General features: G+C 44.7%; 31 protein-coding genes. 26 read left to right on the top strand and 5 right to left on the bottom strand.

Annotated features, from left to right (window positions below):
* Positions 1-59: 59 nt before the first annotated feature.
* Positions 60-749 carry an XRE family transcriptional regulator gene (locus FC34_RS03800; protein WP_057894046.1) on the bottom strand — a complete coding sequence of 230 codons (690 nt, stop codon included), beginning with the start codon at positions 747-749 and terminating at the stop codon, positions 60-62.
* Positions 750-898: 149 nt separating this feature from the next.
* Between FC34_RS03800 and FC34_RS03795 the strand changes: the two genes are divergently transcribed.
* From FC34_RS03795 to FC34_RS09630, 3 genes are read left to right on the top strand one after another with little or no spacing between them, the layout of a single operon-like run.
* On the top strand, positions 899-1,138 hold the full coding sequence (locus FC34_RS03795) for a helix-turn-helix domain-containing protein (RefSeq protein WP_057894045.1): 240 nt from the start codon (positions 899-901) through the stop codon (positions 1,136-1,138).
* A gap of 9 nt (positions 1,139-1,147) precedes the next feature.
* Complete coding sequence (locus FC34_RS03790) at positions 1,148-1,768, top strand: BRO-N domain-containing protein (RefSeq protein WP_057894044.1); 621 nt, start codon at positions 1,148-1,150, stop codon at positions 1,766-1,768.
* Entirely contained in the window at positions 1,765-1,935 is a 171-nt protein-coding gene (locus FC34_RS09630; RefSeq protein WP_157052219.1) for a hypothetical protein, read from the top strand. Before FC34_RS03790 ends, FC34_RS09630 begins: the two co-directional genes overlap by 4 nt.
* On the opposite strand, the gene FC34_RS03785 is transcribed toward FC34_RS09630, so the two are convergent.
* Complete coding sequence (locus FC34_RS03785; protein WP_057894043.1) at positions 1,918-2,106, bottom strand: hypothetical protein; 189 nt, start codon at positions 2,104-2,106, stop codon at positions 1,918-1,920. The two genes, FC34_RS09630 and FC34_RS03785, sit on opposite strands and share 18 nt — an antisense overlap.
* A gap of 52 nt (positions 2,107-2,158) precedes the next feature.
* Here FC34_RS03785 and FC34_RS03780 point away from each other — a divergent pair, with 52 nt between their 5' ends.
* The 20 genes from FC34_RS03780 to FC34_RS03690 all read left to right on the top strand — a co-directional run bounded on the left by FC34_RS03780 (position 2,159) and on the right by FC34_RS03690 (position 12,526).
* Complete coding sequence (locus FC34_RS03780; RefSeq protein WP_057894042.1) at positions 2,159-2,383, top strand: hypothetical protein; 225 nt, start codon at positions 2,159-2,161, stop codon at positions 2,381-2,383.
* Between the two features lie 32 nt (positions 2,384-2,415).
* The gene (locus FC34_RS09625) at positions 2,416-2,580 is read left to right on the top strand and encodes a hypothetical protein (protein WP_157052218.1); all 165 of its coding nucleotides are present in this window, start codon (positions 2,416-2,418) and stop codon (positions 2,578-2,580) included.
* 95 nt (positions 2,581-2,675) lie between these two features.
* Positions 2,676-2,870, top strand: a complete 195-nt coding sequence (locus FC34_RS03775) for a hypothetical protein (protein ID WP_057894041.1) — start codon at positions 2,676-2,678, stop codon at positions 2,868-2,870.
* Positions 2,871-2,885: 15 nt separating this feature from the next.
* Positions 2,886-3,377: a siphovirus Gp157 family protein gene (locus FC34_RS03770; RefSeq protein ID WP_057894040.1), complete on the top strand. Its 492-nt coding sequence runs from the start codon at positions 2,886-2,888 to the stop codon at positions 3,375-3,377.
* A gap of 12 nt (positions 3,378-3,389) precedes the next feature.
* Complete coding sequence (locus FC34_RS03765; protein WP_057894039.1) at positions 3,390-3,593, top strand: hypothetical protein; 204 nt, start codon at positions 3,390-3,392, stop codon at positions 3,591-3,593.
* The gene (locus FC34_RS03760; protein ID WP_083479221.1) at positions 3,593-4,999 is read left to right on the top strand and encodes a DEAD/DEAH box helicase; all 1,407 of its coding nucleotides are present in this window, start codon (positions 3,593-3,595) and stop codon (positions 4,997-4,999) included. Before FC34_RS03765 ends, FC34_RS03760 begins: the two co-directional genes overlap by 1 nt.
* Positions 5,000-5,728, top strand: coding sequence for an AAA family ATPase (locus FC34_RS03755; RefSeq protein ID WP_057894038.1), 729 nt, complete (start codon positions 5,000-5,002; stop codon positions 5,726-5,728).
* A gap of 14 nt (positions 5,729-5,742) precedes the next feature.
* A complete protein-coding gene (locus tag FC34_RS03750) occupies positions 5,743-6,261 on the top strand; it encodes a DUF669 domain-containing protein (RefSeq protein ID WP_057894037.1) in 519 nt (172 codons plus the stop codon).
* 68 nt (positions 6,262-6,329) lie between these two features.
* A complete protein-coding gene (locus FC34_RS03745; RefSeq protein WP_057894036.1) occupies positions 6,330-7,157 on the top strand; it encodes a bifunctional DNA primase/polymerase in 828 nt (275 codons plus the stop codon).
* Complete coding sequence (locus FC34_RS03740) at positions 7,147-8,415, top strand: virulence-associated E family protein (protein ID WP_057894035.1); 1,269 nt, start codon at positions 7,147-7,149, stop codon at positions 8,413-8,415. Before FC34_RS03745 ends, FC34_RS03740 begins: the two co-directional genes overlap by 11 nt.
* Positions 8,416-8,693: 278 nt before the next feature.
* Complete coding sequence (locus FC34_RS03735; RefSeq protein ID WP_057894034.1) at positions 8,694-9,008, top strand: VRR-NUC domain-containing protein; 315 nt, start codon at positions 8,694-8,696, stop codon at positions 9,006-9,008.
* A 2-nt stretch (positions 9,009-9,010) separates the two neighbouring features.
* Complete coding sequence (locus tag FC34_RS03730) at positions 9,011-9,475, top strand: MazG-like family protein (RefSeq protein WP_202813048.1); 465 nt, start codon at positions 9,011-9,013, stop codon at positions 9,473-9,475.
* Positions 9,456-10,157 (top strand): hypothetical protein, encoded by a 702-nt coding sequence (locus tag FC34_RS03725; RefSeq protein WP_157052217.1) that lies wholly within the window; start codon positions 9,456-9,458, stop codon positions 10,155-10,157. Before FC34_RS03730 ends, FC34_RS03725 begins: the two co-directional genes overlap by 20 nt.
* An 11-nt stretch (positions 10,158-10,168) precedes the next feature.
* A complete protein-coding gene (locus FC34_RS03720; RefSeq protein ID WP_057894032.1) occupies positions 10,169-10,405 on the top strand; it encodes a hypothetical protein in 237 nt (78 codons plus the stop codon).
* A complete protein-coding gene (locus FC34_RS03715; RefSeq protein WP_057894031.1) occupies positions 10,398-10,577 on the top strand; it encodes a hypothetical protein in 180 nt (59 codons plus the stop codon). Before FC34_RS03720 ends, FC34_RS03715 begins: the two co-directional genes overlap by 8 nt.
* The gene (locus FC34_RS03710; RefSeq protein WP_057894030.1) at positions 10,567-11,091 is read left to right on the top strand and encodes a DUF1642 domain-containing protein; all 525 of its coding nucleotides are present in this window, start codon (positions 10,567-10,569) and stop codon (positions 11,089-11,091) included. Before FC34_RS03715 ends, FC34_RS03710 begins: the two co-directional genes overlap by 11 nt.
* Positions 11,084-11,461, top strand: a complete 378-nt coding sequence (locus FC34_RS03705) for a hypothetical protein (protein WP_057894029.1) — start codon at positions 11,084-11,086, stop codon at positions 11,459-11,461. The genes FC34_RS03710 and FC34_RS03705 overlap by 8 nt, the downstream gene beginning before the upstream one ends.
* Positions 11,454-12,002 (top strand): hypothetical protein, encoded by a 549-nt coding sequence (locus FC34_RS03700; RefSeq protein ID WP_057894028.1) that lies wholly within the window; start codon positions 11,454-11,456, stop codon positions 12,000-12,002. Before FC34_RS03705 ends, FC34_RS03700 begins: the two co-directional genes overlap by 8 nt.
* Positions 11,995-12,273, top strand: coding sequence for a DUF6275 family protein (locus FC34_RS03695; RefSeq protein ID WP_057894027.1), 279 nt, complete (start codon positions 11,995-11,997; stop codon positions 12,271-12,273). The genes FC34_RS03700 and FC34_RS03695 overlap by 8 nt, the downstream gene beginning before the upstream one ends.
* Positions 12,266-12,526 (top strand): DUF3310 domain-containing protein, encoded by a 261-nt coding sequence (locus tag FC34_RS03690; RefSeq protein WP_057894026.1) that lies wholly within the window; start codon positions 12,266-12,268, stop codon positions 12,524-12,526. The genes FC34_RS03695 and FC34_RS03690 overlap by 8 nt, the downstream gene beginning before the upstream one ends.
* Positions 12,527-12,662: 136 nt before the next feature.
* Here FC34_RS03690 and FC34_RS03685 read toward each other — a convergent pair whose 3' ends face one another.
* The gene (locus FC34_RS03685; RefSeq protein ID WP_057894025.1) at positions 12,663-13,490 is read right to left on the bottom strand and encodes a DUF4393 domain-containing protein; all 828 of its coding nucleotides are present in this window, start codon (positions 13,488-13,490) and stop codon (positions 12,663-12,665) included.
* Positions 13,491-13,662: 172 nt separating this feature from the next.
* Here FC34_RS03685 and FC34_RS03680 point away from each other — a divergent pair, with 172 nt between their 5' ends.
* Both FC34_RS03680 and FC34_RS03675 read left to right on the top strand, forming a co-directional pair.
* Complete coding sequence (locus tag FC34_RS03680; RefSeq protein WP_235803396.1) at positions 13,663-14,079, top strand: transcriptional regulator; 417 nt, start codon at positions 13,663-13,665, stop codon at positions 14,077-14,079.
* Positions 14,080-14,385: 306 nt separating this feature from the next.
* Positions 14,386-14,913 (top strand): hypothetical protein, encoded by a 528-nt coding sequence (locus FC34_RS03675; protein WP_057894023.1) that lies wholly within the window; start codon positions 14,386-14,388, stop codon positions 14,911-14,913.
* 52 nt (positions 14,914-14,965) lie between these two features.
* Here FC34_RS03675 and FC34_RS03670 read toward each other — a convergent pair whose 3' ends face one another.
* Both FC34_RS03670 and FC34_RS03665 read right to left on the bottom strand, forming a co-directional pair.
* Positions 14,966-15,361, bottom strand: a complete 396-nt coding sequence (locus FC34_RS03670; RefSeq protein ID WP_057894022.1) for a type II toxin-antitoxin system HicB family antitoxin — start codon at positions 15,359-15,361, stop codon at positions 14,966-14,968.
* A 52-nt stretch (positions 15,362-15,413) separates the two neighbouring features.
* Positions 15,414-15,614 carry a type II toxin-antitoxin system HicA family toxin gene (locus FC34_RS03665; RefSeq protein ID WP_057894021.1) on the bottom strand — a complete coding sequence of 67 codons (201 nt, stop codon included), beginning with the start codon at positions 15,612-15,614 and terminating at the stop codon, positions 15,414-15,416.
* Between the two features lie 95 nt (positions 15,615-15,709).
* On the opposite strand from FC34_RS03665, the gene FC34_RS03660 reads away from it, so the two are divergent.
* Positions 15,710-16,057 (top strand): HNH endonuclease, encoded by a 348-nt coding sequence (locus FC34_RS03660; RefSeq protein ID WP_057894020.1) that lies wholly within the window; start codon positions 15,710-15,712, stop codon positions 16,055-16,057.
* Positions 16,058-16,121: the final 64 nt, after the last annotated feature.

The following is a 16,121-nucleotide window of genomic DNA, read 5'->3' as shown; positions in this document are numbered from 1 at the left end:
ATATGTTTTATGGTGCAACGCCCACACCACGACTTGCACGTGGTTGCCGCTGAAGTGGGTTAAAGGACAACTGTATACACGACGACTTTACCAAAGATTGAGAGCCCGTCAGAATCTTCATGCCGGTAAACCATTGGGCGGAAGCGTTCATCGGTGCTATCTGGTGAGAAAGTATAGACGCTTGCTTTGTTGTCGTCATAGAAGCGTTTGACTGAATACTCCCCGTTGTCAGCGAAGACCACAATGTCACCATCTTTCAAATCAGCTGGATCAGTAACTTTTTGGACAGCAATCAGTGAGTGGTTTGGAATCACGCGGTTCATCGATTCACCGTTGATGTTCATGATGACAATATCTTTTCGTCCAGCATAACGGCCCAGCATGATGTCTGACAGTTCGATTGTCTCGATGTCTTCATGAGTGAATGGGTCAACTGAGGTTAAGATACCTGCGGCAATTTCAGCAGGGATATACGGGTACGTCGAAACGTGCAGTTCATCTTTCAGATTGTCTTCAATAGTCGCCTTAGGAGCTGTGAACATTTTGGCTTGAGATAAGTCTTCGTTCATTAAATCATCAAGCTTAACATCGAAGAATCCGGCTATATCTGCCAAGATACCAATCTTTGGAGTGTACTTGTTAGTTTCCCACTCACTAATGGTTGAGGCACTCTTGTTTAATGCATCGGCTAATTGTGCTTGATCTAATCCTCGTGATTTGCGTAAGTATTTCAAGTTGTTTGAAAACATTCTTATGTCCTCCGTTTATAGGTAAACTATATCACAACTTCGGAAAAACGGAAATACTTTTCTGAAAGAAATTTCGGTTAATCCGAATTATGTTATTGACTTCGGAAAAACCGAATTGTATACTCGATTTATCGAAAGGAGGCGTGAAAATGATTCAACCTGTAAAAGAAAAGATGACGCTACGCCAGTGGCGATTAATCAAAGATGTCAGCGTTAAAGAATTAGCTATTGAGTCCGGTGTCACTGAGAAAACCATCTACAACTACGAGCATAACATCTCAATGCTGCGGAATGCTAAGTACAGCACAATCGCAAATATTGCTGATGTGTTAGGAATCGCAGTGAGCGATATTTTTTTGTCCACAACTTCGGAAAAACCGAAGTTTTAGGGGGAGTAAATGAAAATAGAAAAGTGGAACGGCTACGCGATTCGTTTTGTTGAAGTTGACGGTGAATGGTGGGCAGTGGCGACAGATGTTACTTCTGCACTTGGGCTTAAACAAACATCACGAGCTGTCAATTCATTAGACCCAGATGGGGTTACTTCAAGTAAGGTCATCGATTCAATGGGGCGAGCGCAACAAGCAAATGTGATTAACGAATTCAACATCTACAAACTTGTTTTTAAAAGTAAGAAAGCAGAGGCCATTGAATTTCAGCGTTGGGTTTTTGAAGTCATCAAACAACTCCGAAAATCGTCTGGCCTTGAAGGGTTTGAAATTTTCCGCATGTTGGACAAGGAACATCAAAAGCAAATGATGGCTGATCTATCACGTGGCTTGAAAAGGCCCGTTCGTTTGGACTTTATCAAAGCAAACACGATTGCTAACAAGGCAGTTTCTACCAAATATGGCTATCCCAAGATGGTCAAGAAGGCAGAGATGACACCCGAGATGATGCTTACTAGGGAATCAATCCTGGAAGACACAACGCAATTGATGTCGGCTAAAGACAAATTTGGCTTAGACATTCGCGTTGCCGAAACGATTTATGCCAAGCAGAGGGAGGCGGCCCAATGAAATTAACACTCGAAGGCACACCTGATGAAATTAAAAAAGCGCTCCAAGCCATGCAGGGCGAGGAACGCAGTACAGAACGCAAAGATGGATTACTAGTTTATTGTCCAAATGATGGGCTCTATCTGGTTAGAGAAAACCAATCAGACAAATTAATCCTTCAAGTTTGATTTAACTGTCTTATTTTCCATATCGATGATGTTTAGCTGATGAGTTTCCCAATCTACAACAATGGTGATGTCTTCAGAAAATTTGAACGCTTCGGAATCTTTTGTACCTACTCTGAAATTTCCATCTGATGACGATCTTAAAAACAAAGGTTTTACGATTTTGTTATCCATTTTTACACCTCCTCCCTGGAGGTAATTATCTCATACGAAAGTGGTGATACCAATGCTTGCTCCAGAAGACCTAGAACAAATTAAATTAACCATTCGCAGAGAGACTCAAGCCGCAGCCGCTGAGTGGATGTCCCGGCAAGATGCGGAAATATATGCTGGCAAGGGCCGCCGAAATTTAGAAAATTTGATCAAAAATCATGGGCTCCAGCTTCATAGAAACGGTGGCAAACTTCTTTTTTCAAAACGCGAGATTGATCGCGTTATCTCCTCAATTTAAACACGCGCTCGCACACGCAAGGAGGTAGAAACATGATTAATTGGCTTATCACGCACCAGCCCACAGTGGTCGGCTTGCTCATGGCATTACTGATTGGCGGAGCACTAGGACGCTACCACAGCTTCAAAGAATTGATGATGGACATGTTTGGGGGAGAGACAGATGGACAGAGTGACAACACTCATCGAAGCAAATAAAAACGCCACTAATCAGGTGTTATCGGGTGACAACACGTGGGAGTGGCTGATGATACTGACTCAGATTAAGTTACGTGAATTGGAGGTAGAGAGTTATGGACGAAGCGATTCGACAGTTACAGCACCTAGCCGATAACGCACGTACGCAAGCTTATGACTACGCAGACGGCACAGACCAGCAGCGTGCTTACCAGCTTGGTTCACTAGCAGCGTATAGTGACGCGGTACGTATCGTAACGAAATACAAAAAAGCCGCCGAGGTCGCACCCTCAGACGGCAAAGAAAAATAGATTGGAGACTATCTCATGACCACATTATACACACTAACAGAGAACTACGGCAAACTGCTCAATTTAATGCAGGATGGCGATGTGGATCCAGAAGTTTTATCTGACACCTTAGCGTCAATCACCGACGCAATTGAAGACAAGGCCGATGGTTACGCAAAAGTCATCACCGAACTCAGGGGCCAATCCGACACGATTAAGGCTGAGGCGCAACGTCTCCGTGAACGTGCTCAGTCAATCGACAACAACATCAAATGGTTGAAGGAACGCTTGCAAGACGCCATGGAGCAGACAGGCAAGACGAAGTTTAAGACGCCCTACTTTTCATTTGGCATCCAGGCTAACCCGCCGGCAGTTGATTTGGTTGACGAAACTAAGCTGCCAGTTAGTTATCTGGTGCATGTCGATGAATGGCACGCCGACAAAAAGAAGATTAAGGACGATTTGAAGTCTGGTAAGGAAGTCCCAGGAGCAATTTTGAAGCAAGGCCAGTCACTACGAATTCGATAGGAGGACAACATTATGAATAACAAAAATTTAGTGCTAACAAAGCAACTTGAGAAAGAGACCGGCTATCAAATGATGACTGTTGGTTTAAGCCTGCACAAGAAAATTAAAATGCTGGCCGCGGAAACGGGTATCCCGATGCGCACGATTTTAGAAACGATGATTCGATATGGTTTTGACAACCTGGAAATCCAGGATGTTGATTCGGATGAAGAGTAATGCCACTACGTGATTATCAAACAGAAACGATTAACAATATCTACAAGTCAATGGCTGCCGGAAACCACCGCATTGTGGTTCAGCAACCACCACGCACTGGTAAGACAGTCATCATGGCCGAGATTGCAAAGCGGGCAACGCAAAAGGGAAACCGAGTTTTGACGGTTGTCCACCGCAAAGAGTTAGTTGATCAGATTGCCGGCACCTACGAGAAGTGGGGCGTGGATATGACTATCAGCCAAACGGGGATGGTTCAAACATTAAGCCGCCGAATCAAACGCCTGACTGAGCCAGCAGTAATCATCATTGATGAAGGGCACCATGCGCTGGCTAAAACATATCGAAAAATCATTGAAGCATTTCCAGATGCGGTGCTGCTACTTTTCACGGCAACGCCTTACCGACTATCTGGTGAAGGCCTGGGCATTATCGCCGATGACTTAATCCAAGGCAAACCAGTGCAGTGGCTGATTGATAATGGCTTTCTGGCACCGGTTAAATATTACGCACCGCCTGATATCAATGCTGAATTGCTCAGACGCCGCAATGGTGAGTTTACGAATGAATCGATTGCCAGTGCATTGAAGTCTGAAATTTACGGCAGTGCGATTGAACAGTACAAACGCCACGCTAACGGAATGAAAGCAATCGCATATTGCTACTCGGTTGAATCAGCCAAACGGTTGGCGGAAGAGTTTAATGCAGCAGGAGTGGCAGCAGTCGAAGTTGACGGTGAGACACCTGAAGAGGAACGTGCTAAAGCTGTTGAAGATTTTCGTGCAGGAAATATCACGGTAATGACGAACGTGGAGTTATTTACTGAGGGGCTGGACCTACCAAACGTGGATTGCGTTATCCAACTGCGGCCTACTCAATCACTGTCGCTGTACCTACAATTTGCAATGCGAGCGATGAACCCGCGTGAAGGCAAGACAGCCGTGATTTTAGATCACGTTAGAAACGCCGAACGCTTTGGTTTACCGACTGACTATCGCGAGTGGTCATTAGACGGAGAGCAGAACAAGAAACAGAACAAGCGTGAGACTGAAAAGAACACCAGTCCAAACGTTGTTGTTTGCCCAGTATGTTTCTCATCGTTTTATGTGACCGAAGTCAAAGACGGCCACTGCCCAGATTGTGGTGCTGACCTACCGAAAGCACGTGGTGAAGTCGTCACGATTAATGGCGATTTACAAGAAATCAACCAAACCAAGAAACGCCAGTCTGAGATTGCACATCGATTAAAAATCGTGCATCAGGTGCAAAAGCAGAACGCCAGCAAATTGATTGCCGGTAAACGGCCGTCAGAGTTGAAGAACCTGCAAGAGTTTCAACTTTACGCCACGGCTCACGATTATAAGTCTGGCTGGGCATACTACCAGGCAAAAAAGAAAGGAGTCATTTAATTGGGACTACTACCAAAGAACGAACGCAAAAAACCGATGGACACACCGCGAACATTTTTCATCTGGGGTGCCACCATGTCGGGCAAGAGCTATCTCGCTGAACGGTTTCCAAATCCATTTTTTATCAACACAGATGACAACGCTGAGAAGGCTGGGTTACCAAACTTTCAACTGAAAAATATCCAAAATCCTGACGGGTCGATGAAGCAGTCGGTCATTGATCAGTTGGATGAATTAATCCTTGAACTCGGTACAACGAACAGCGGCTTTGAAACGGTCGTGATTGATGTTATCGATGATGTGATTGACCTGATTGAACAGTCAATCTTAATCGAAAACAATATTAAGGCATTATCAGACTTGGGTTACGGCAAGGGTTACGCAATGCAAGAGCAGATTGTTCGGGGTCTGGTGTTGGAATTAAAAGCACTGCCGATGAACGTGGTGTACGTGAGCCGAATTAGCGAAAAGACCGACAGCAATGGTAACTCAGTTGAGGCGCCATCGCTAAAAACCAAATGGTACAACATGGTCAACGGAAATTCTGACCTGGTCATTCGTACCCGCCGTATCGGTACAAACTATTCACGGTCAGCAACTGATAAACGCAAACAATATGATCGCGAACAGATTTCAGACCCAAAGATTTTACGCATTCTCGAAAATGTGCCTGGGGTTTTCCCACGGCAAACTGCACCTGCTGCTAAGACAACTACTAACGAAAAATAAGGAGATTTTAAATTATGTCATTAAAAGATATCGTAATGAAAGCCACCCAAAACTTCGACGCATCAAAGGACAAGCCAGAATCAGGTTATGACTCATTACCATCAGGCGACTACAACGTGATTTTAGAAGATGTTGCCCACTTCGTTTCTCAACGCACTGGCTGGGACGGTCTGCAAATCAAGGTCAGCATTTTAGATGGCGAATACGCCGGTCGGAACGATTCCAACATGTTTAACTTCGATGAAACCAGCGCTAACGGCAAAGCAATTCCAGAATCAGTCTTAGCACAACGCGTGCAATTAGTCGCTCGGTTGGCTAACGCGGTTGGTGTTACCTTATCCGATATTGACTGGGACTCAATCGACACGCTTGTGACGGCATTTATGAATGCCAAGGGTAAGACGGCAATCATGCACTTAGCTGTCCGTGAAAACAAGAAGAACCCTCAATATCCATATAAGGACTACGACTTTGAACCAGCCGAAAATCAGCCTGCACCGCTTGAAATCAGTGATGACGACATTCCATTCTAAATGTTTATCGCGCAGTGACGTTTTCCACCGAACGGGTGGGATGCCCGTTAAGAATGGAGGCCTAGACTATGCAGACACTTGAAAATTACGCGTTGGCATATGCCAGCAAAGGCTTTTACGTTTTGCCAATGGCCGCAGTTGATAAGCGGCCACTCGTTGAATTCGCAGATCGCCCACCAATGACACAAGCAGAATTAAAGCAAGCGTGGCGGCGTCATCCGAATGCGCGGATCGCATTTCGCACGGTTGATTTTCTGGTCGTGGATATCGATGAACACACCGATGGCGAAGATGGCATTCAGTCGTTTCGCGACTACTACGCGGAACACCCCGAACAGTTTCCAGAGACGCTGTCACAAACCACTGGGAGTGGTGGGACGCAGTTGTTTTATAAGAAACCCGCAGGTATTGAGATGACGCAGGTCATCGGGTGGCTGCCAGGGGTAGACATAAAGGCCCACGTGAACAATTACGTGATGGTAGCACCAAGCCCAACGACTAAAGGTGGATATAAGTGGGACAACCGAAACCAGATTGCACTTGCGCCCACCGAATTGATTGATGCAATCAATGGCAAAAAGCAGCAGGAGTACAAGCCAATTCGCGAGATGACCCAAACAACACTGGGGAATCAGGAGCAGCAGTTTGGCCAGCATAGTAAGACAGCTGAGTTGTTTGAGCAAATTGCAAACGGACTGGGAGAAACAGGTGGCCGAAATATGGCTTTAGCAGCCTTCATCGGTGGGCTCCTATATCGGAACGTTGATGCTAAAGCCGTTTACACACTGGCACAGTTGGCAAATGACAACACATCAAACCCACTTGACGTTAAAGAATTTGACCGTACTTTCGACAGCATGGTCAAAAAGGAATTGAGGCGACGAAATGGCGGATAAAGCACTACTAGACGAACTGGCGAATAAGCAACAGTCCGCCAAACAAAATGTATTAGCAATGACGCCGCCGTGGAAAGAATCAGCTAACGGTGGTGTGAAGACTACCAGCGTTGTGAACGTGCAACTAGCGATTGAATATGATCCATTACTTCAAGGATTATTCCGATACAACGAATTTACTTGGGAAGTTGAAGTCGCTCGGGACGTGCCAAAGTTGCATATCAAGCAAGGACAAATGCTAGATGCGTATGACTCATTGATTTTAAGCGAGCTTGAACGTCTATGGGGAGCATCATTCAGTGACCGGGCATTGATGCATGGCATCATCGCTCTAAGCCGTGAGCAGTCATTTCATCCGGTTCAGGAATACTTATTGAATGCCAATAAAGTTTGGGACCATGAAGAACGCATTCCGACATTTATGAATACCTATCTGGGCGTTGAAATATCCGAGCTAACAACGCTTATCACGCGCTTATGGCTTGTCGGAGCAGTTGCGAAAGCATTTGAACCAACGACTAAATTCGACTTCGTTCTCGACCTTGTCGGTGGCCAGGGTGCTGGTAAAACAACCTTGCTAGAAAAATTGGCAAACGGGTGGTATACGGATCAATTTATCAACTTCACTGACAAGGATGGTTACGGCACAATGCTACGGTCATGGATTGTTAATGACGATGAACTCACAGCGACGTCTAACTCAAGTTTTGAAGAACTCAAAAAATTCATCTCGGCACGTCGACTAGAGTTTCGACCTGCATATGGAAAAACAACCGTACGCCGTGATAAATCCTTCGTGATTGCTCGAACGACTAACGAAGAGACCTATTTAAAGGATAAGACTGGTGAACGCCGATTTCTGCCACTGAAAGTTGATAAATCGCAGCAGAAGAAGCACCCGGTGACGGACTTATCTGCCGAAGTTGTCCAACAGTTATGGGGTGAGGCAGTTGCGCTATATCAGGCTGGTTTTAGCTTTGAAGTCACACCTGAGCAAGAGAAACAGCTTAATCTGCACAGGTCAATGTTTATGTATGTGGATGCTATCGAAGATGAAATCGAGAACGTATTAGGTACTTGGCAAGGCGACTTTATCACCTCGAAAGAAATTGGTAACAACATCGGTGCCGGTGATCTCGTCAAAAATAAGTCGGCCGCCAAGAAGATTAAATACATCATGGATAACCGCGACGACTGGACGACAGGGACTAAAAAAGTCGGCGGATTATCCCGCCGGGGGTGGCGAAAGGTTGTCTAAGGTTGCGAGTAGTTGCGTCTGGTTGCGAGTTGTGTGTAACTCACCAATCCCTTGTGGCTCTGAGTATAACTACTGCTTCTAACTAAGGTTGTCTCTTATTTTTAATTAGAAGTAAATAAATATATAGATAGGGGTTGGCATTTATTTTATATACGAGATTAAGACGCAACCTGCAACCGAGCGGGTCAACCCGTTGGGAGAGTGGGCGCTAACCCACTTATCCACAATGTGCACCCAGACGCAACCATTGACGCCCAAAAAGTAAAGCGAGGTATTACATGACAACCGAACATGATATTCAAAACGATATCCGCGTCGCAGTCTCACGAGCCGGGTGCACGATTATCCGCACTAACACTGGCCGAGTGATGACCAAGGACAAGCGAATGTTTGACGCAGGCCCACCTAAAGGGTGGCCTGATCTAACCGGATTCCGGCACAGCGATGGCAAATTGATTTTAATTGAAGTCAAAAACGAGCGTGGACGACTGCGTGATGACCAGAAACGGTTTGCCGAGTTTATCAGTCAGTACCCGGTTTTATACGGAGTGGCACGGTCAGTCGAAGACGCACTAAAAATTGTGGAGGGATAAAAATGACAGACCCGGAAAATGATTGGGCATATCAAGATATGTCTGAGAAAATCGACCGAATAACAGATGAACGCAACGATGCATTGAACCGCTTGGATGATGTACATGCTGAATTAATTGATACCCGATTGGAGAACGACCATTTGAAAACGAAACTAGAAATGTCATCCGTCATCAACGTCACGCCCGCTATCAAGGCGTGGGCGATTAACCGCAAGCTAGACACAGCTGACCCAAGCCGGCAATTAAACAAATTGACCGAAGAGGTAGGCGAGCTGGCCGAAGGGTTCAACAAAAAGAAGCCTGATCAGATTAAAGATTCGCTAGGCGATATGTATGTGGTCATGACTATCTTCGCCATGCAACTAGGATTAGATATTGAAGATTGCATCAGCGTTGCATACGAAGTCATTAAAGACCGCGAAGGTGAAATGGTGGACGGCGCCTTTGGGAAGATGGGTGATTGATGTGAGCACACTCGACGATAATTTTTACAACCACTTACACGATGTGGAAGCCCGATATGGCAGTGTCGTAAAAGCGCCACCTGAGGAATTAGTGTTTGTCCTACCGTATCGAAAGCCACGCAAGAAAGTCAGTAAAAAGGCAACATCAACAATTGCGCGGATTAACGCTTTAGCTGAAGACGGGTACTCAGTATCGGAAATAGCAGATGAAATCGACCTCGATTATAGCTGGGTCCGAAAAGTTGTCGCGGAAAACAAAATCAAAATTTTCGAGCGATATTCCCTCAAAGTGTCGATTGATGGTAAGAAAATTATGTACTTCAAGTCAGACAATCAAGCCAAGAAAGCCTTGAAAATATCGCGCGAGTTTATCCGCAAGTACGTGGATACCAATAAGTCTTACAGGCAGATGACTTTCTACCACGGCGTATGGTCTGAGAAAGAGGTCGGCAAACAATATATGCCGGTGGAGCAAGACGAACCAGCTCCGGTAGAGGCAGAGAAACCCGCAAGCGTTCAGAAAACCATTAACACGCTGGAGTTTGAAACATTGGCACGTGGGATTGTGAAAATGGAACGTGATAAGACACCTGAAGAAATCGTGGAAGAGATGAAGGTCTCACGCGAAGTGGTAGATCAAGTGTTGCTGATGTTTAAGCACGGCGCCTTTAGATGGCACTAGGAGGATATGAGATGACAACCGTTGACAAGAAGTACGTTCTACCAATTCCGACTGGTACCGACAAATTGGGCGAATACAGTTTTTACGCTTGGAGCAATGGTGATTATGGATGGGTGCAAACTTTTTCATATTACACACATAGTCAAACCTTGACGGAAGATAAATTACACGTCACTAAAGCACAGATTGCCGCGGCACCGGACTGGGTACGTATATTGAAACCTGTGGAGGTTAAGGAAGATGATTAAGCTGGAACACGGCGGATATATTAACGCAGGCTATATTTCACGAATGCTGCACGATAGTTTCTTGGATTGCTGGGTAATCGATATGTTGGGCTTGGGAGATATTATTCCAATCACCGACGCGGATCACGACGCAATTATCAAACAAATGGGGGTATTGAACGATGACAAGTAAAGAAGACGTGTTAGATAGTCTGGTTGACATTAACGAAAATTTTGGTGCGATGGCAACGGGAGAGATTGAAGTTGCATTAACAAGCCTCTATAAGATGATCGAGTCCATGCAGCCGGCCAAGGAAGTAATTCCGCAAGACAAATCTGATATGGTCAAAAGAACCATTCGGGACTTGGATGGCATTTACCATGTTTACCTGAGCTTTGATGGACACACTGAAGCAAGCATTTCAAAAAGCGATTTTGTCATGCTGGTTCGTGCTATCGTCAACGGCTACGAAGTTGAGAAGGAAAAGAAGTACGTGCTGCCAATTCCTACCGGGGAAATGAAATCAATCGATCGTGAGCATTTTGCAAGCTTCCTTGATGGCTTAGGCTGGTCGGCCTCAGGTATCACCATGCTTCGGAAAGACGCCATGAAACGAAGTGAGCTGAGATTTACTCAAGCACAGATTGACGAGGCCCCTGCATGGGTGCAAGCACTCGATAAAGTGGAGGTCGAGGAAGATGACTAGATACGGTTATTCACTTAATGACGAACTTTATGAGACCCGTGAAGACGCCTTAGACGCTGGCATACTGGCAAAAACAGAAGACGCAGAAAATGGTTGGAGTGATTTTGGCAAAGCGACCATTTACACTTGCCGGTTTATCAAATCGTCACCCTCATTTGATGGATTAGCCGAAGATGTGCTGGAGAGTCTGCAAAATTGGGCAGATGAAGAAGACCCTGAAGATTATGCCGACAATTGGACTGAAACTATGAATAAGCAACTGTTAGTAACCCTAATAATGGATTGGTACACGCGTGGGAGGTACAAGTTGCCTTATGACAATGTTACCGATATTGAAAAGCATGAAGTGGAGGTCAAGGAAGATGAATAGCACCGCTCGCAAGGCCACCACCAAAATGCTTAGTAATCTCGTGGCTAGACGGTTGACTAGCAATAACAGCTATTGGTCAGCCGAGGTTAACTTTGACAAGAACACCAAAAAAGAACGCCGCATCGATTTTGTTAGTTTCAAGCCCTATACGCCAGATATTGTTGTTGAGCCGACGAGCGTTGAGCTGGGCACTTTCGCCTGTTACGAGGTGAAATCAAGTATGGCCGACTATACAAGCGGCAATGGTCTGACATTTTATGGCGATGAAAATTACCTGGTCTGCACTAGTGAATTTGCCGAAGAACTGTGGCAAAAGCACATGGCTGGAGAAGTTAAGTTGCCAACAGGTTTAGGCGCCATTTTATGCCCAGACAAATCAGGCACAAGGCTGTACCGCAAGTATGATGTTGCTGCCACTAAATACCATGGGGCAAGCCATCGCAGGCGGCCAGCAAGTGAAATGCTTTGGGCAATTTGCCAGTCTCATGACTATAGTCGCGCTGGAGTATATCGATATAAGGAGGTCAAGGAAGATGAATGAACAGGAATTTTTAAGTAAGTGCAAACTTCTGGTTGGGAATTACGCTGAACAGCACACGGAGGCTAAAGATGACTTCGATTTTGGTAGTGAGATGATTTACGTCGTTTGGTACGCCAAGACACTACAGAACAGCAAAGCACTGCTGTCAACTGAAATCGCAGATGGGATGTATTACGAAGTCACATACAACGGAGACAAGAACGAGTTTTATTTTGACGCTTATAAGAAGAGCGAAAACATTTTAATTCCGGGTGGTGAGCTCAATGACTGATAGTGTAAACCATCCGTCTCATTACAACAGCACTGGCATGGAAACTATCGATGTGATCAAAGCAAGTATGCAGGGCGATGAGTTTCGTGGTTTCCTAAAGGGCAACATCTTCAAGTACATCAGCCGCTATCGAAAAAAGAATGGTGTGGAAGATTTACACAAGGCGCAATGGTACGTGGAAAAGCTAACCGAATACGAAATGGACCAGCAAGACGCTGCTATTTATACCGGCAATGGCGATGGGGGTAACTAGCTAATGAAAACATTCCTACTAGTAGTGGTTATTTCAATTGCCACTTCGTTGACAGTGTCTTGGTTTGTTTTGGACCAGATGCAAAAAAGAGCCCTCGAAATGATTCGAAAGCTCTACGAGAAAGAATATCAAGATGTTAATAAAGAACGGCGGCTTTGAAATCTTGGCCGAATGGCGTAATTGCTGCCGAACCTAATTGCAAATCCAGTGTCGGGTTATCCTTTTGTACCTGATTGAATTGAATACTTGTCTTAAGATCGTCATACCGAGATTCATTTGCAACGGCCAGGTCATACTTGATATCAATCAGACCTAAGCGTTGTAGATTATATAAACTACTGGCAACCATGTTTGGGGTCCCGAAAGTATCGCTGCCGGGGATGATACCTTCTCTAACCACCCGATATTGACTTTCCCCTTCCTTATATTGAATTATTCGAGCAACCGGTTCAACTCGCCCCAAAGTTGCTAATATTTTGGAGTCGATTGGCGACATTTCCTTGATGATTTGCACAAAAGCGGGGCGAACGAAATGTTCTTTTGACCGGTCAGCGCTTGATGCGAGTAAAGCCGCAAACATGTCCCTGATTTCTTTATCCTGAATGTAGTTTTCAGTGGCTTCCATTGTTGGTGAGGCAATATTTTTGTTGGGAAGCTTTAAATTTTCCTCGGAAATTTTAGCCAGTCGCTCACCAACAGCTTGTTTAAACTCATTTTGATCATTCTGAATTTGTACCAACTGGTTCTTCATTTCATCAAGCATGGGTTGAGGCAATGCATTATCAGGGTTCGTTCTGGCTTTCTCATATTGACTCTTCAAATCATTGGCCTGCTCAATAGTTTTGCGACCAATTTTAAGGTAGTACAACGCATCCAGACTTTCGGTTATCGCATTACCATGTGTCAAATAAGCTGTTCCAAAAGAAACGAGACCAGTGAAAAGTGTTGAAAGTACAATGTCCATTAAATCAGCTCCTTATTATGTTGGTAGTCGTTCTACTAATGATAATACCAACCTAGTCAGACAACACAAGGACTTTCACTACACACTTTTTGAAAGTCGGATTGCTTTTTCTTGAAAAGAAAAGCTTCCCGAAACAAACACAAATAACTAGTGGAAGTAGTATTTATTGGAGGTGAACCTACTGGAAAGGGAAATCTATAACCATCTAATCAAAGTATTGCGGGACTATCCAAACATTGAGCGATATGTTTTAGATCGTGAGACTGAACTGCGATTCCCGTGGCGAGAGTCAGATAACAATGTGGGCGGTGGGAAGTCAAACGTGATGACCAACACCAGCGAACTGATGGCTATCACCATTGCAGATGACCGTCGACTCACCAACTTGGAACGTAACAAAAAGGTAGTTGAGAGGTGTCTTGGCAATGCTGACGAAGATACAGTGGTTATCATCAACGAGCTGTATATTAAGCAACATCCCACGTTGACGATTCAAGGAGTCGCCCAGAAGCTCAACCTGTCTGTTCCGTCAGTCAAGCGCAGGCGTCAACGATTCCTTGAAGACTTGCGGGAAGAACTCGGATGGTGAGCCAAAAGTGAGCCAAATAGCTATATGAACCGTAGTAAATTGATAGTATCGAATAGTCATTTTGATAGCGATGCGCGGCCGGAGCGGTTAATCCGGTGTGCTGCTGTGGGCGAATAGGTAAGCCCGCAGCGGGCCAGATACTCTACGGAGCCTGGTCAACTGCGTGAACAAACCACAGATAGGTTGTCAGGTGCAAATCCTGACCAGTAGCATAGCCGATACCCCTTATCGGCGATACACCTCAAATCTCATAATTAAGTAGTATCTGATGTTACTATCAGGTACTATTTTTTATGAGGTGAGAAAATGAAAAAAGTGGTGGCAAACCAAAAAACGAGCTGGGCAAATATAGTAATGAGAAAAGCGGGGATTGGCATAATTGATTTTTCACTGTCTGTTCTTATTTACTTTGGTTTAGTGAAGTTAGCAGAGTGGAGGGCAAATTTTGTTGCTTCTATAGCATTTCACCAAGCCGGACGTTATGTTATTCCTATCGGTACCGTGCAAATGTATCTGATGTTATTGCTTGTAGGATTAATTCTGTATTTGGTTGGGATTGTGCAAGATTCATTTGAAGGCAGCCTTTTAGATCGATACGCATTTTTTGGTTCTGCTATAGCCTGCCTGATTTGGGTATTAGGTGTGACTTATTTAAGTGGTTTGATGGTGTTGTTTGGCTTCATATTTAGTCTAGCTTTTGTGGTTTCTGGGCAGATTGCTTTACCAAAGTATTTTAAACAGATTAATTCCCAACTTGACTTGAAAGACAAAATCACCGCCGTCTTGGCGATTATAGCTATAGTGATTTCAATTATTGCATTGGTGAATAGATGAATTTTGGTAGGCGCTTCGGTGTCTATTTTTATGCACAAAAAAAGCCGGGCAGCTAACCCAGCTTTGCTTCGAGTGCTTCAGTTAAGGTGGCAGAGAAGTTGAGGCCTGCATTCTCAGCACGTTTAGCAAGGTCAGCAGGAATGCGAGTGTTCTTTTTAACATATGGAACGGTGACTTCTTTAGCCGCCTTGTCTAAGTCACTGACGACCAAAGCAACATAGTCATCGGGATACTTAGCCTGAATGCTTTCAACGCTTGAAGCGGCAGGTAGATCCTTAACGTCATACAACATTAAGCCTAATACTTCTTCAGCGCGATAGATTGCTTGAGCTAAAGAACGCCCATCGGTATATGTGTCAGGTAAGTCATCAAAGGTGACTGAGTAGTAGTCGCCATCATCGTGTAATAGTTCAAAGCGTGCGGGATAAGCCGCGATACGGTTAGCCATGTTATCACTCCTATTCATGTGAGTTTGGGGAAGGTCATGACAAACAAGGCCATTACTGGCCTGATTTGTCGAGTTCCTTCAAGATTCGTTTGTAAGTTCCGATTGGGATAACATCCTTCAAATGACTGTAAGCAATCGGAATCTTGAAGCCTGAATCATTTTGGAACTGATGATGGTCACCTCGAATTGCTTTCTCTTGGAAACCCTTTGACTTGAGAAGCTTGATGACTTCTCTAGCGTTGTGTTCTGTCATAACCTTTCCTCCCTACAAGAACTATTATGCGCCTATGTACGTACAAAGTCAACAAACAATTCCGATATATCTGTATTTATTTAGGAGTGAGAAGCATGAACAACCGTGACCGCAACCATAGTTTCTATCTCTCACGCAAGTGGAAATACAAGCGCGAAGTAATCATGAAGCGATACAACTATGAAGACCAAGAGCAACGACGGTATGGGCGAGTAGTGACTGCGACTATGATCCATCACATCTATCCGCTTGATACGTATCCGATGCTTGCACTCGAGTCATGGAACCTGTTGCCATTGAGTCAAGCAAGTCATAACAGAATGCATGACCGATTGTCTGATGAGATTGTTGGTCCGGGAATTTATTGGCAACAAAAAAGAAAAAAAGATTTCGAAAAATTTTTCGCGACGAAAAAAATTATCCCCCCCACTTCGAAAATTTAAAAATTTGCTTTTGGGATATGGGGCATAGGGAGTTTTTTCCGACTACGCGGACAATCTGATTAAG

The sequence above is a fragment of the Lacticaseibacillus brantae DSM 23927 genome (genome assembly GCF_001436115.1).
In the GTDB taxonomy this organism is placed as follows: domain Bacteria; phylum Bacillota; class Bacilli; order Lactobacillales; family Lactobacillaceae; genus Lacticaseibacillus; species Lacticaseibacillus brantae.
The sequence above is the reverse complement of the archived record's forward strand: the minus strand, read 5'-3'. Positions and strand labels throughout refer to the sequence as shown.